12 protein-coding genes are annotated in these 14125 nt (G+C 54.3%); 9 read left to right on the top strand and 3 right to left on the bottom strand.

Features of this window, described 5'->3' with window-relative positions; genetic code table 11:
- Positions 1-146 precede the first annotated feature (146 nt).
- The 3 genes from ppiD (at position 147) to JOE25_RS15325 (ending at position 3135) form a co-directional block, all read left to right on the top strand.
- Positions 147-2033, top strand: a complete 1887-nt coding sequence (gene ppiD, locus JOE25_RS15335) for a peptidylprolyl isomerase (RefSeq protein ID WP_209636531.1) — start codon at positions 147-149, stop codon at positions 2031-2033.
- Positions 2034-2172: 139 nt separating this feature from the next.
- Positions 2173-2562 (top strand): ComEA family DNA-binding protein, encoded by a 390-nt coding sequence (locus JOE25_RS15330; protein WP_209636529.1) that lies wholly within the window; start codon positions 2173-2175, stop codon positions 2560-2562.
- 156 nt (positions 2563-2718) lie between these two features.
- Complete coding sequence (locus JOE25_RS15325; protein WP_209636527.1) at positions 2719-3135, top strand: thioesterase family protein; 417 nt, start codon at positions 2719-2721, stop codon at positions 3133-3135.
- Between the two features lie 113 nt (positions 3136-3248).
- Here JOE25_RS15325 and queC read toward each other — a convergent pair whose 3' ends face one another.
- Both queC and JOE25_RS15315 read right to left on the bottom strand, forming a co-directional pair.
- Positions 3249-3947, bottom strand: a complete 699-nt coding sequence (gene queC, locus JOE25_RS15320; RefSeq protein ID WP_209636524.1) for a 7-cyano-7-deazaguanine synthase QueC — start codon at positions 3945-3947, stop codon at positions 3249-3251.
- A 116-nt stretch (positions 3948-4063) separates the two neighbouring features.
- Positions 4064-5791, bottom strand: coding sequence for an SgrR family transcriptional regulator (locus tag JOE25_RS15315; protein WP_209636522.1), 1728 nt, complete (start codon positions 5789-5791; stop codon positions 4064-4066).
- 104 nt (positions 5792-5895) lie between these two features.
- Between JOE25_RS15315 and cof the strand changes: the two genes are divergently transcribed.
- Positions 5896-6720, top strand: coding sequence for an HMP-PP phosphatase (cof, locus tag JOE25_RS15310; RefSeq protein ID WP_209636520.1), 825 nt, complete (start codon positions 5896-5898; stop codon positions 6718-6720).
- A gap of 112 nt (positions 6721-6832) precedes the next feature.
- Here the strand turns inward: cof and JOE25_RS15305 are convergent, their stop codons facing one another.
- Complete coding sequence (locus tag JOE25_RS15305; RefSeq protein WP_209636920.1) at positions 6833-7873, bottom strand: PLP-dependent cysteine synthase family protein; 1041 nt, start codon at positions 7871-7873, stop codon at positions 6833-6835.
- Positions 7874-7996: 123 nt separating this feature from the next.
- On the opposite strand from JOE25_RS15305, the gene JOE25_RS15300 reads away from it, so the two are divergent.
- From JOE25_RS15300 to amtB, 5 genes are all read left to right on the top strand, one after another.
- The gene (locus tag JOE25_RS15300; RefSeq protein WP_061806800.1) at positions 7997-8458 is read left to right on the top strand and encodes an Lrp/AsnC family transcriptional regulator; all 462 of its coding nucleotides are present in this window, start codon (positions 7997-7999) and stop codon (positions 8456-8458) included.
- Positions 8459-8555: 97 nt separating this feature from the next.
- A complete protein-coding gene (locus JOE25_RS15295) occupies positions 8556-10331 on the top strand; it encodes a SmdA family multidrug ABC transporter permease/ATP-binding protein (RefSeq protein ID WP_209636518.1) in 1776 nt (591 codons plus the stop codon).
- Positions 10324-12102, top strand: a complete 1779-nt coding sequence (locus tag JOE25_RS15290) for a SmdB family multidrug efflux ABC transporter permease/ATP-binding protein (RefSeq protein WP_209636516.1) — start codon at positions 10324-10326, stop codon at positions 12100-12102. The genes JOE25_RS15295 and JOE25_RS15290 overlap by 8 nt, the downstream gene beginning before the upstream one ends.
- Before the next feature lie 297 nt (positions 12103-12399).
- Positions 12400-12738: a P-II family nitrogen regulator gene (glnK, locus tag JOE25_RS15285; protein WP_012005549.1), complete on the top strand. Its 339-nt coding sequence runs from the start codon at positions 12400-12402 to the stop codon at positions 12736-12738.
- A gap of 36 nt (positions 12739-12774) precedes the next feature.
- Positions 12775-14061: an ammonium transporter AmtB gene (amtB, locus tag JOE25_RS15280; RefSeq protein WP_209636515.1), complete on the top strand. Its 1287-nt coding sequence runs from the start codon at positions 12775-12777 to the stop codon at positions 14059-14061.
- Positions 14062-14125 lie beyond the last annotated feature (64 nt).

Raw genomic sequence — 14125 nt, 5'->3', positions numbered from 1 at the left:
GTAATAAACAATCACCTGACGCAACGGTGCTGGTAAGGTAAGATATAAGGCGCATCAGATTGATGCGCTTTTTTTATTTTTGTCGCAGGGAACGCGCCTGCGCAAGGGTGTTTTTAATCCACATCACAGCGGAGTGTTGTCACACTATGATGGACAATTTACGCGCGGCTGCTAATAACGTCGTGCTCAAAATCATCCTGGCCCTGATCATCTTGTCATTTATTTTGACCGGGGTGGGTAACTACCTGATCGGCGGTTCCGGCGATTATGCAGCGAAAGTAAATGGTCAGGTGATCGAGCGCGCTCAGCTGGAACAGGCTTTCCAAAGCGAACGCAGCCGTATGCAGCAACAGCTGGGTGACCAGTTCTCCGCGCTGGCGGGCAATGAAGGCTACATGCAGCAGATGCGCCATCAGGCGTTGTCACAGTTGATCGACAACATGCTGTTGGATCAATACGCCAAGAAATTAGGCCTGAGCGTCAGCGACGATCAGGTGAAGGACGCCATCCGCAAGGCGCCTTATTTCCAAACTAACGGCCAGTTCGATAACGCTAAATATCTCGATCTGATTAGCCGTATGGGTTACACCGCCGATAACTTTGCGCAATCAATGCGCCAGCAATTGGTTAATCAGCAAGTGATCCAAGCCTTTGGTAGCTCCGGCTTCATTTTGCCCGCTGAAGCGCAAGGCATGACAGCACTGGTATTGCAAGAACGCGATGTGCGCCTGGCTACGCTGGATCTGAAAGCGTTGCAGACCAAGCAAACCGTGACTGACGACGAGCTGAAAGAGTTCTACAACCAGAACAAGAACAGCTTCATTGCTCCGGAGCAGGTCAAAGTAAGCTATATCCCGATGGATGCGGCCTCTATGCAGGACAAGGTGACGGTAACCGACGCGGATATCAGCGCCTATTACGACCAGCACAAAAGCAGCTACGGCCAACCTGAACGCAAGAACTACAGCGTTATCCAGCTGAAAACTGAGGCGGAAGCCAATGCAGTGCTGGATGAACTGAAAAAAGGCGGCGATTTCGCCACTCTGGCGAAAGAAAAATCCACCGACATCATTTCACGCCGTACCGGTGGTGAGTTGGGTTGGTTGGAACCGGAAACCACAGCAGACGAATTGAAACAAGCTAACCTGACCGAAAAAGGCCAGCTGTCTGGCGCGGTGAAGTCTTCCGTAGGTTATCTGGTCGTGCGTCTGAACGACATCGAACCTGAGAAAGTGAAACCTTTGAGCGAAGTGCATGACGCTATCGCCAAGCAGGTTAAGCAGGAAAAAGCCGTAGATGCGTATTACGCGCTGCAGCAGAAGGTCAGCGAAGCTGCCACCAGCGATAACGAGTCCCTGGCATCAGCAGAAGAGGCCGCGGGCATGAAAGCGGCACACACTGACTGGTTTACTCGCGATAACATCCCGGCAGCACTGAACTTCAAACCTGTGATTCAGTCGATTTTTGACGGTTCACTGATTGGTGAAGCGGGTGCTCCGGGCAGCAACTCTGATGTGATCACCGTTGATGGTGACCGCGCCTTCGTGATCCGTGTTTCTGGCCATAAACCAGAAGGCATTGAACCCTTCGACCAGGTGAAAGATCGCGTAGCTGAATTGGTTAAACGCAACAAAGCGGAACAGGAAGCGAAACTGCAGGGCGAGAAACTGCTGGTGGAGCTGAAACAAGGCAAAGGCGACGAAGCAATGAAAGCGGCAGGTCTGAGCTTTGGTAGCGTGCAGAAGATGGCACGTGCGCCGGAAGATAGCCAACTGGTGCAGAGTGTATTCGCGCTGGCGCATCCGCAGGAAGGTAAACCCGTTTACGGCATGTCGCAGGATAATCAGGGCAACGTGGTGCTTATTGCACTCGATGCTGTGAATCCTGGCACCTTGCCAGCGGAAGAAATGAAAACCTTCGTCAGCAAAATGGAAGAAGGTGCGACCGGCGTGTCCTTTGACTCTCTGCTGGCTAGCTTGCGTAAAGAAGCCAAAATCACCATGGGTGCCTCTGAGCAGCAGCAACCTCAGTAAAGTACCGCAATTTTCTGCAACGCAATGTAATCCTCAAAGGCCGCTTTCGCGGCCTTTTCCACATCTGGAATCCGTGAATTGCTGAAGATCGCCCGTTGCGGCAAGGTGAGCTTGCTGTTAAACACAAGGAGGATACAGCATGCAACTTACAGAAATAAAAGCGGCTAATGGCCGTGGCTTGAGCATTAAAGCGTTGTTGATGGCAGCCCTGATCTGCCTTGCAGGGCCGACACTGGCGGCGGAAGAGAAAGCGGCTACCGGGCAACCGGTGTTATCAACACAGCCGGTTAAAGTAGGGCAAAGCACCGAGCCCGGTGTGACTGCCAATAAAGAGGCGTCGGTCAGTATTAATCAGGGGGATGCCGAACAACTGGCGAGCGTGCTGAAAGGTGTGGGGCTGAAGAAAGCGGAGAGCATAGTGCGCTATCGTGAACAGCATGGCCCCTTTACACAGATTGAACAGCTCCAGGAAGTGCCGGGCATTGGGCCTGCCTTATTTGAAATGAATCGTGCACGGCTCAAAATGTGATGTTACTCACAGCTGAGTGGCAAAGTGCCCATACAGCTCTTTTTCCTCTGCTACATTTTACAGGTCTTACCAGTTTGGCGAGTTGACCAAACGCGTAAAGGAGCCGCCAGCGGCTCCTTCTTTACTGTAATCACCAGGCAGGAGCGGCCGTACACTATGCACCATACCTTTATCAAAGTCCGTGGTTATCATCTTGATTTTTATCAGCATGTTAATAACGCCCGCTATCTGGAGTTTTTGGAAGAGGCGCGCTGGGATTGGCTGGAGAATCAGGAAGGCTTCCGTTGGATGACGCAAAACAACATTGCCTTTATCGTGGTGAACATCAATATAAACTATCGCACGCCGGCGTTGTTAGGAGACAAACTGCGTATCGACAGCCAGATGGTGCAGCTAAACAGCAAAAGCGGTGTGCTGAGCCAGAAGGTGATACAAGATGCTACAGGCTCGCCGGTTGCAGACGCAATGCTGACCTTTGTTTGTGTGGATCTAAAAACTCAGCGGGCGCTGCCTATTGAAGGGCAACTGCGCGAATACTTGCAGGTATTCACGCAGCCGGAAGAGGAACAGTAAAATAACGGGCGGCAATGCTGCCGCCGTTCTACCCATCATGCGGCAAGTTGCATCCATAGTAGCGGCGCTTGCTAGCCGCCTCGATGCAACTCACCGATTCAGGTTATCTTCCTTCAGACCAGGCCGGTCTTCTGTTTCAGACTTGCCATGACTTCGGCTTTGTTGATTTGGTACTGCTGCAGGCCGTTAGCGCGCAGATGGCAGGCGGCACATTCGCCACAGCCGTTGCCTTTAATGCCGTTGTAGCAGGTCAGCGTTTCTTGCTGCACCAACGCCAATTGATGATAGTAATCCGCCATCGCCCAGGTTTCTGCCTTGTTCAACCACATCAGCGGTGTTTCAAAACGGATATCACGCGCGATACCCAGCACTATCGCGTGATTCAATGCTTTGACAAATTCGTCGCGGCAGTCCGGGTAGCCGGAAAAATCGGTTTCACACACGCCAGTGATCACGGCTTCGGCTTCAACCTGATAAGCATAGATAGCCGCTAGCGTCAGGAACAAAATGTTGCGGCCCGGCACAAAGGTACTCGGTAGCGCATTCTTTTCATCTGGGTTGTAGGCGGGTACCGGGATATTGTCACGGGTCAGGCTACTGATCGCCAGTTCGTTGAGAAGGCCGACATCCAGCAGTTTGTGCGCTTTGGCTCCCAGAGCTACCGACAACGCCTGAGCCACCTCAATCTCAGCGCGATGGCGCTGGCCGTAATCGAAGGTAACGCAGTGAACTTCGTCATACTGTTGTAATGCCTGGATCAAGCAGGTCGTGGAATCTTGTCCACCGCTAAAAACGACAACCGCGCGCTTCATAAAATCACCTTATTGGATTTGGCCTTTCCCGACACACAATCGGGCGGCAGGATAAAAATGCGTTGCGGCAGCAATGGTAGCAGAAATAGCTGGATACCGCAGGGCCGCACCCATGCTCAGTCTGCTGAGGGCGGCTCTGTATCCTCCACCGGTGGTGGTAACCAGGCTTGGCAGAAGTCGAACCAACCGTGGGCGGTCAATGTGACGCCATGGATACGCGGTGGCGCGCTGATCTGATATTGGTAGTGGAACAGGGGAGTGATGATCGCCGCTGTCATCAGTTGCCGATAATAATCTTTTAACTGCTCATGACGTTGTTGTTGTGCTGGTCGTTGTTGGATCTGTTGCAGCGTCTGTTGCTGATGTTGCCAGCGAGAGTCGGGCAGGATACCGCGCCACAGCGTATCTTGCCGTAGCCAGCTTTCTAACGTTGCCTCCGGCGACTCCCCAATTAAGTTGTCCGCAAGCAGCAGGTCGGCCTGCTCGATTTGCTCGGCGCTTTGCCAGCGTTTGCCCGCGTAGTAACACACCTCCAGTTCGCAACCGTGTCGTGCCAACAGCTGTTGTAACGCAACGGTGACCGTTTCCAGCTCCACAGGGGGCCGGTACAGCAGCTTCAGTTTGGCCGGCAGGGTAATACCCTCCTCAACGTGATGTTGTGGGATCGCCCAACCGGGAAGCATTTCGTGGCTGGGGGTGATGACACTGTTTGGAACCGGCAGATTGGCCAGTAAGCCGGATTGCTGGATCAACATCAGCAGCTTTTTCCCTTGTGCCTCACTGAGCTCGCCATGTTTTAAATTCACCGCCAGATAGCACCACCCCAGACTCATACTGCGCTGTACCGGCCGCGCCAGCGCCAAGTCCTCCTGCTGGCCAATGGTAATACGTACGGGGTGTTGGCAACTGGTATAGGCATCGCCGTTTTGCAGTTCCGGTGTGATCCAATACTCAATGCTTTCCAGATAAGGATGCTGCAAATGGTAAAATGCGTGTTGTTCCAATCTCACCAGATGGGGTTCGTTGAGCGTTAGCTTAAATGGGCCTGCGCCCATGCTCGGCGTATCGGGGTGGGTGAGCAGGCAAGGCAGCTCTGCCAGTCGGTGCGCCAACCAGTAATCTGGGGAGTGTAAATCAAACTGCAGACACAGCGCATGCGGCAGACTGAGCGTGGCGACGTTGGCCAGGCTGGGTTGGCTACGCGGATGCTTCAGCAGTTTTTCCAGTGTTTGTAACAGTTGTTGCCCGGTCAAGGGTTCGCCGTTGTGCCAGCGTAATTGGCTGCGCAGAAAGAACTGCCAACGTAAACCGTCATGGCTGGTTTGCCAATGATGAGCCAGATCTGATTGCGGTTCGGTATTACCGGTAATAAAGCGCGTCAGGCCGGCATGCAGAGTGGCAACCAAATGTTGTTCGGCACGGCCAGTGAGCGTCAGCGGATCCAGGGATTCCAGCCTACGGTAGTAGGGGATACGCAACGTTGGGCTACCTGCTTGCCATTGGCCGCCGAGGTGTGGATTGAGTAATTCCTGCAAATGTTGTGGGTCCAGCTGCGCCATTTCCAATGCACCCTGATGATCGCCGTCCTGTAATAGCCTTTGCAGGTGGGCGGCGCGGAGTTCATCAGGTGTTTTCAGGCAATGCAGCCGTGCACGCTTTCCCCGCCCAGGCTGCGACTGCCAACTTAGCCAGCCTTGATCCTGCAACTGTTGCACCAGCGTGCGGGCATGGCGCTCACTGCAATAGAACATGGCCGCCAGTTCGCTGATGGTGATGGCGACTGGCGTACCGCCAAGTTGCTGGTACAGGCGTTGATATTGGCTGAGGCGGTGGGTCAGGCGCATGAGGGGAAATCCGGAACAGTTTTCCAGAATTGTTCACTATTACTTCCGCAAATACCATCTCATACTGCAGGGACTGTAATCGCGTTCACATTCACGAGGTCTTTATGTATCGCCTGGCGGCTTTTGATATGGATGGCACTTTGTTGACACCGGATCACCGGGTTGGGCCGGAAACTCTGGCGGTGCTAAAGCAGCTTGTTGAGCGAGAGATGATCGTCACTTTCGCGACAGGGCGTCACTACCTGGATGCACAGCCGATCATGGCGCAGCTGGGTCTGCAAGGGTATCTGATTACGGGCAACGGTACACGGGTCTATGATAATCAGGGGCAGCAGCTGCACGCCACCGATTTGCCTGCCGATATTGCTGAAGAGGTCTTGCATACCCATTGGTGCACCGAAGCCAGTATGCACGTATTTCGTGACGAAGGCTGGATGACGGAGTTCGCGGTGCCGGAGGCGATGCTCCGGGCGCACCACTTGAGTGGTTTCCATTACCAACTTACCGAAGTGCGGCGCTTGCCGGCGTTTGGCAACAGCAAGGTCTGCTTTGTGGGGCCGCATGAAGAACTGCTGAAGCTTCAGGTACAACTGCGGCAACATTTTGCCGCCCGCGTTGATCTTTGCTTCTCCGCTTATGAATGCCTGGAGGTTTTGCCGTTGGGCTGCAATAAGGGCTCAGCGCTGGACACCTTAAGCCGCCATCTGGGGCTGAAAATGGCGGACTGCATGGCGTTTGGTGATGCGATGAACGACAAGGAGATGCTGGCGGCAGTAGGGCACGGTGTGGTGATGGGCAACGCGTTGCCACAGCTGAAGTCGTTATTGCCACAGCTACAGGTTATCGGCCACTGCGAACAGCAGGCAGTGGCTCACTATTTGCAACATTGGCTGCGTTCACCTTGCCTCACCTATTCCCCCGAATTATGAGGTTTTATTGGCGGCCGCCGGGTAAGACTTACCCGGCTTTTTTTATACCCGGCATCTTTCAAGCCGCAGCGTTGTTGGCTGCAACTCGAAAGCCATTGGGGATTATTGCTGATTACAAATCTGCCAACTGCGCCAGATAGGGGGTCAGATCGCCGATATTGTTGCTGACCCATTCTTCGTTGTAGTAGGTATCCAAATAACGTTCGCCACTGTCGCACAGTAAGGTGACGATGGAACCCTGCTCGCCGTTTTCCCGCATCTGTTTTGCCAGCTGTAATGCGCCCCAGACGTTAGTGCCGGTGGATGCGCCCACTTTGCGTCCCAGGACCGTCTCCAGCCAATGGATAGTCGCAACACTGGCGGCATCAGGCACGCGCAACATGCTATCGACCACGGAAGGGATAAATGATGGCTCGGCGCGAGGGCGGCCAATGCCTTCAATTCGGCTGCCGCAACTGCCAATCAGGGTACGGTCACGCTGGTGGAAACAATCATAGAACACCGAGTTTTCCGGATCGACCACCATCAGGCTTGTGTCGTGCCCCTGATAGCGGATGTAGCGGCCCAGCGTTGCGGAGGTACCGCCGGTGCCGGCGCTCATGACGATGTGTTTAGGGACCGGGAAAGGTTCGCGAGCCATTTGGCGGAAAATACTGTCGGCGATGTTGTTGTTGCCACGCCAGTCGGTAGCACGTTCTGCGTAAGTGAACTGATCCATGTAGTGGCCGTTAAGCTCTTTCGCCAGTTGCTCGGAGACGGCGTAAATCTGCGCTGCATGATCGACGAAGTGACATCGGCCACCATAGAAGGCAATCTGCTCAACTTTGCGGCGCGCGGTACAGGAAGGCATCACAGCAATAAAAGGCAAGCCAATTAATCTGGCGAAGTAGGCTTCTGACACCGCTGTACTGCCGGATGATGCCTCGATTATGGTGGTGTTTTCGGTGATCCAGCCGTTGCACAGGCCGTACAGGAACAGCGAGCGCGCCAGGCGGTGCTTCAGGCTGCCGGTCGGGTGCGTACTTTCGTCTTTCAGGTACAGGCAGATACCAGGAAATTCAGGCAGGTTCAGGCGGATCAGGTGCGTGTCGGCGGAGCGTTGAAAATCCGCTTCTATTTCACCGATAGCATATTTTACCCAAGAATTTGTCATCATCTGGCCTCAGAATAGGGGAGCTTATTTACCGCATAATATAGCCCGCCGCTGAGAAAAAAGGATTGCCATTTTTCCTGTTTAATCGCCTAATGGGAGAAAATTATTCTCCTGGTTGTCGATATGTTAGATAAAACAGACCGTAAATTACTTTGCATGCTGCAGCAGGATTGCACGCAGCCGTTACAGGCACTGGCGGATGCGGTCAATCTGACGTCGACACCCTGCTGGAAAAGGCTCAAGCGGTTGGAAGAGGAGGGCTATATCCGTGGACGGGTTGCGCTACTCGATAACGAAAAGCTCGGTTTGGGTCTGACGGCATTTGTACTGATCAAAACGCAGCAGCACAGCAGCGAGTGGTATCAACAGTTTGTGCAACTGACCAAGCAGATGCCGGAGGTGCTGGCGTTTTACCGCATGGCGGGAGAATACGATTACCTGATGCAGGTAGAAGTGGCAGATATGAAGAGCTACGACAGCTTTTACAAACGCCTGGTGAACGGTGTGCCGGGGCTGATCGACGTGACTTCCAGCTTCGCGATGGAAAAGATCAAATACACCACTGCACTGCCGGTTCCTGAGTGAAAAGTTCACCAAATCGGCGAAGTAACGGTGGTATCCTACTCTGCTGAGGCAGATCGAGAGAAAAAACGATTACATCTACATCTTGGAATAAAACTGCGTGAGACTATTTGCTCAAATCGGCTGGTATTTCCGCCGCGAGTGGCGCCGCTACTTAGGGGCGGTGGTGCTGCTGATCATCATTGCCATACTGCAATTGTTGCCGCCCAAGCTGGTGGGGATCATTGTGGATGGCATCACCGAAAAACAGATGTCCGGTGGGGTGCTGATGGCATGGCTGGGGCTAATGCTCGGCACCGCGGTGGTTGTTTACCTGTTGCGCTATGTGTGGCGGGTATTGCTGTTTGGCGCGTCCTATCAGCTCGCCGTTGAACTGCGTGAAAACTTTTATCGCCAACTTAGCCGTCAGAACCCGGCCTTCTATCTGCGTCACCGCACGGGCGATCTGATGGCGCGTGCCACCAACGACGTCGATCGGGTGGTGTTCGCTGCCGGTGAAGGTGTATTAACACTGGTGGATTCGCTGGTGATGGGGTTGGCTGTATTGGTGGTAATGAGCACCCAAATTAGCTGGCAGCTCACCCTGATATCGCTCATTCCCATGCCGATCATGGCGATCGTTATCAAGTATTATGGCGATCAGTTGCACCAACGCTTTAAATCAGCGCAGGCCGCGTTCTCCAGCCTGAACGATCAGGCGCAGGAAAGCATGACCAGTATTCGGATGATCAAGGCGTTTGGCCTGGAAGATCATCAGTCCAATCAGTTTGCTGAAGTGGCAGCCCAAACTGGCGCCAAAAATATGCATGTGGCGCGGGTGGATGCCCGTTTTGACCCGACGATTTATATCGCCATCGGTACCGCCAATCTGTTGGCGATCGGCGGCGGCAGTTGGATGGTGGTAAACGGTTCTATGACGCTGGGGCAACTGACCAGTTTCGTCATGTATCTTGGCCTGATGATTTGGCCCATGTTGGCGCTGGCCTGGATGTTTAACATTGTCGAGCGCGGCAGCGCGGCCTATAGCCGTATTCGCAGTCTGCTGGACGAAGCACCCGCGGTAACCGATGGTGAGCATAGGTTGCCAGCAGGGCGAGGCAGTCTGGCTGTCGATATCCGGGCGTTCCACTACCCGGGCAATACGCATTCGGCACTGCACAATGTGGTATTGAAACTGGAGCCAGGACAAATGCTTGGGCTGTGTGGGCCGACCGGTGCCGGTAAATCGACGTTGCTGTCGTTGATCCAGCGTCAGTTTGATATTGATGATGGCCAAATCAGCTATCAGGGGTTGCCGTTGACGCAGGTGAAGCTCGACGATTGGCGTTCACGCTTGTCTGTGGTTAGCCAGACGCCGTTCTTGTTTTCTGACAGCGTGGCAAACAACATTGCGCTGGGGAATCCGGGTGCGACGCAGGAACAAATTGAGCGAGCAGCTCGGCTGGCCAGCGTACATGAGGATATTTTGCGTCTGCCGCAGGGGTATGAAACCGAAGTGGGCGAGCGTGGCGTGATGCTGTCCGGCGGGCAGAAACAGCGTATTTCTATTGCCCGAGCCCTGTTGCTGGATGCGGAAATCCTGATCCTTGATGATGCGCTGTCGGCAGTGGATGGCCGTACTGAACATCAAATTCTGCATAACCTGCGTAGCTGGGGACAAAACCGGACGGTGATTATCAGCGCACACCGGCTCTCGGCGTTGACCGAAGCCAGTGAAATTCTGGTGATACAGCACGGTAGCGTGGCGCAACGTGGCCAGCATGCGTCGCTGGCGGCTCAACCCGGTTGGTATCGCGATATGTATCGTTATCAGCAACTGGAAGCGGCACTCGATGAGGCTCCTGAAAGCGGTGAGGAGATGTTACCCAATGAATAAGGTGCAAAAGCTGTGGCCGACGCTGAAACGGTTGCTGGCTTATGGATCGCCGTACCGGAAACCGCTGGGGTTGGCGGTGTTAATGCTGTGGGTCGCAGCAGCGGCGGAAGTCGCCGGACCCATTCTGGTCAGCTACTTTATCGATAACTATGTTGCCAAGGGCCAGCTGCCGTTGATGATCGTCTGTGGGCTGGCAGCCGCCTATATTCTGTTGGAACTGCTCGCAGCAGCGCTACACTATTTTCAGGCGTTGCTGTTCAACCAGGCGGCAGTCGGGGTGGTTCAACGCCTGCGTACGGACGTGATGGATGCCGCGTTACGCCAGCCGCTGAGTGCTTTTGATACGCAGCCGGTCGGGCAGTTAATCTCGCGGGTAACCAACGACACGGAAGTGATCAAAGATCTGTACGTGATGGTTGTGTCCACCGTATTGAAAAGTGCTGCGCTGATTGGCGCCATGCTGGTGGCGATGTTTAGCCTCGACTGGCGTATGGCACTGGTGGCGATCTGCATCTTTCCTGCGGTGTTTGTGGTGATGGGGATTTATCAATATTACAGCATACCGATTGTGCGGCGGGTACGTAGTTATCTGGCAGACATTAACGATGGCTTTAACGAAGTGATCAACGGTATGGGGGTCATTCAGCAGTTCCGTCAGCAGCTCCGCTTTGGCGAACGCATGAGCGCCGCCAGTCGTTCTCATTATACCGCCCGCATGCAAACCTTGCGGTTGGATGGTTTTCTTTTGCGTCCACTGCTCAGCCTGTTTTCGGCGCTCGTGCTGTGCGGCCTGTTGATGCTGTTCGGCTTCAGTGGTGAGGGAGCGATCGGCGTTGGGGTGTTGTATGCCTTTATCAACTATCTGGGGCGTCTGAATGAGCCGCTGATAGAGCTGACGGCGCAGCAATCTATCTTGCAGCAGGCAGTTGTCGCCGGCGAGCGTATTTTCGAATTGATGGATCGTCAGCAGCAGAGTTACGGCACGGATGAACGCCCGCTGGAAAGCGGGCGCATAGATATAGACGATCTGAGCTTTGCCTACCGTGATGACAAAAAGGTGCTGCAGCATATTTCGCTGTCGGTGCCGTCGCGTGGTTTTGTGGCGCTGGTCGGGCATACCGGCAGCGGTAAGAGTACGTTGGCCAATCTGTTAATGGGCTACTACCCCGTTAACCAGGGAGAGGTGCGTCTCGATGGGCGTCCGCTGGCCAGTCTGTCACACCGTACGTTGCGTCAGGGCGTGGCGATGGTGCAGCAGGATCCGGTAGTGATTGCCGAGTCAGTGCTGGCTAACGTTACCTTGGGGCGCAATATCAGTGAGGAAGCCGTCTGGCAAGCGCTGGAAAGGGTTCAACTGGCTGAGCTGGTGCGCGGCTTCCCGCAGGGTATTCATACGCGCCTGGGTGAGCAAGGTAACAATCTTTCTGTGGGCCAGAAACAGCTGCTGGCGATGGCCAGGGTGTTGGTGCAGGCACCGCAAATCTTGATCCTGGATGAGGCGACAGCCAACATTGATTCGGGAACGGAACAGGCGATTCAGCGCGCACTGCGCTTGATTCGCGAACATACCACGCTGGTGGTGATCGCTCATCGTCTGTCGACCATTGTGGATGCGGATACTATTCTGGTGCTGCACCGTGGTCAGGCCGTCGAGCAGGGCAATCATCAGCAACTGCTGGCGCAGCAGGGACGTTACTACCAGATGTATCAGCTGCAATTGGTGGGGGAAGAACTGGCCGCCGCTAACCGCGAAGAAACACAAACGGCGTAATGCCTGGGGCCGCTTTGGCGGCCTCTTACTTTTCCCACGCCTACGCACCACAAACAGGCATCACGGCTTTTTAAATCCCTTTCTCTGCACTTTTTCGACGCGTCACGCACCAAAATAGTGCGCAATATTTAATCAATCTTCTGTGCGCTGGCGCATTGGCGGCGACCTGCAGTGCAACGGATCGCCGTCCTGCCGGTTAATTTGCTGAATTAGCGTACAAAATCATTTGTGGCATAGCCTTTGCTTTATAAGACTCGTACCCGGGGTGAGTTTGGGCTTAATTCGTGGAGAGGCAATATGAAGCTGGTGACCGTGGTGATTAAACCATTCAAGCTGGAGGACGTGCGTGAAGCCCTATCCTCTGTAGGTATTCAGGGGCTGACCGTAAGCGAAGTGAAAGGCTTTGGTCGTCAGAAAGGGCATGCTGAGCTGTATCGCGGAGCCGAGTACAGCGTCAACTTCTTACCCAAAGTAAAAATCGACATTGCTATCGCTGACGACCAGTTAGATGAAGTGGTTGATGTCATTAGTAAAGCGGCCTACACCGGCAAAATAGGTGACGGCAAAATTTTCGTTGCCGAATTGCAACGTGTCATTCGCATTCGCACCGGCGAAACAGATGAAGCAGCACTGTAATCACAGGCTCAGTAAAGTAATGGGGATGGATTGATAATGAAAAAACTTTTATCCATGTTGGGCCTGAGTACGGTAACCATGGTTCCTTCTTTGGCCCTGGCCGCTCCGGCGGTCGCAGACAAGGCTGACAACGCCTTCATGATGATTTGCACCGCTTTGGTGCTGTTCATGACCTTGCCGGGCGTCGCGTTGTTTTACGGCGGTTTGCTGCGTTCCAAGAACGTGCTTTCCATGTTGACCCAAGTGACAGTCACCTTCGCATTGGTGTGCGTGTTATGGGTGCTTTATGGCTACAGTCTGGCTTTCAGCGAAGGCAATGCGTTCTTCGGTGGCTTCCAAACGGCGATGCTGAAGGGCATTGGCATCGACAGCGTTACCGGCACCTTTAACCAAATGATCCACGTGGCATTCCAGTGCTCATTTGCCTGTATTACCGTTGCGCTGGTTGTGGGGGGCTTTGCCGAACGAATCCGTTTCTCTGCGGTAGTGATCTTCGCGGCAATTTGGTTCACCATTTCTTACCTGCCAATTGCCCATATGGTGTGGGGCGGTGGTTTGCTCGCTACTGACGGTGCACTGGACTTTGCCGGTGGTACCGTCGTGCACATCAACGCGGCCAGTGCCGGTCTGATCGGCGCTTACCTGCTGGGCAAGCGCGCGGGTTTCGGTAAAGAAGCCTTCAAGCCGCACAACTTGCCAATGGTGTTTACCGGTGCGTCCATCCTGTACATCGGTTGGTTTGGCTTTAACGCCGGTTCTGCCAGCGCGGCTAACGGTGTTGCGGCCCTGGCGTTCCTGAATACCGTGGTGGCTACTGCGGGCGCGATTCTCTCATGGACCTTCGCTGAGTGGATTGTGCGTGGCAAACCTTCACTGTTGGGTGCTTGTTCCGGCATGATCGCCGGGCTGGTTGCGATAACACCGGCTGCGGGCACCGTGGGTGTTGGCGGGGCGTTGATTATCGGCCTGGTCGGCGGCATTGCCGGTCTGTGGGGTGTGGTCACGCTGAAGAAATGGCTGAAAGTTGATGATACCTGTGACGTGTTCGGCGTGCATGGCGTGTGTGGCATCGTCGGCTGTCTGCTGACAGGTGTGTTCACCTCTGCTTCGCTGGGCGGTACGGGCTACGCAGAAGGCGTTACTATGGGCCATCAGGTGTGGATCCAGTTGTTGAGTGTCGTGATAACCCTGGTCTGGTCTGGAGTGGCTGCCTTTATCGCTTTCAAAGTGGCAGGGGCTATTGTCGGTCTGCGCGTGCCGGAAGAGCAGGAGCGCGAAGGTCTGGACGTCAACAGCCATGGCGAGAGTGCCTACAACCAATAAGCCTTGAAGAAGGGCAGTGCGCTAAATAACTCGAAAAATAATGATGATGCAAAAAGGGCGATGG

The organism is Serratia sp. PL17, assembly GCF_017832355.1.
In the GTDB taxonomy this organism is placed as follows: Bacteria; Pseudomonadota; Gammaproteobacteria; order Enterobacterales; family Enterobacteriaceae; genus Serratia.
Note: the sequence above shows the minus strand (reverse complement) of the source record. Positions and strands in the feature narration are given on the sequence as shown.